Origin of the sequence: Psychrobacter sp. SHUES1, from assembly GCF_001652315.1 — a bacterium.
In the GTDB taxonomy this organism is placed as follows: Bacteria; Pseudomonadota; Gammaproteobacteria; order Pseudomonadales; family Moraxellaceae; genus Psychrobacter; species Psychrobacter faecalis.
Genome location: NZ_LXWA01000026.1, coordinates 1 through 507 on the forward strand (window position 1 = coordinate 1; position 507 = coordinate 507).

General features: G+C 45.0%; 1 protein-coding gene and 1 rRNA gene. Both read right to left on the reverse strand.

The window, feature by feature from the left end; translation table 11 throughout:
• A partial coding sequence (locus tag A7325_RS13350; RefSeq protein ID WP_156508478.1) for a helix-turn-helix domain-containing protein occupies positions 1-260 on the reverse strand: 260 nt, incomplete at its 3' end.
• A gap of 96 nt (positions 261-356) precedes the next feature.
• Positions 357-471: ribosomal RNA gene (gene rrf / locus A7325_RS01795) — 5S ribosomal RNA — on the reverse strand.
• Positions 472-507: the final 36 nt, after the last annotated feature.

Here is a 507-nt window from a genome sequence, read left to right on the forward strand (position 1 = left end):
GCTTCTGCCAATTTGCTGTGACGACCTCGACGATGACGATCGTAGAGACTCTCAAGTCCTCGTTCATAATATCGCTTCAATGTCCGTCTGGCAGTTTCAGGATGTATGCAGAGGTCTTTAGCAATATCGTTAGTGGCTTTGCCTATACTATATTGGTATAAGATGAGCAGGCGTAGTCGGGCTCTGGGATTGCGCTCAGTCTTTGAGTGTTTGCCAAAGTCATGGTCTTCTAGGTTATTTATTGGGTTTGGTATAAGCATTGATTAGAGTAGGCAAGCGATATTTTTTTATATAAACCCCAGACAAAGAAAACCCCCTTCTACATTAGCAGAAGGGGGTATATCTTAAGAATAGAGAGCTGACGATGACCTACTCTCACATGGCCGGGGCCACACTACCATTGGCGCGATGATGTTTCACTTCTGAGTTCGGGAAGGGATCAGGTGGTACCATCATGCTATTGTCGTCAGCAAAGGGGGTTAGATATGAGTCTGTGTGTTTAATGAC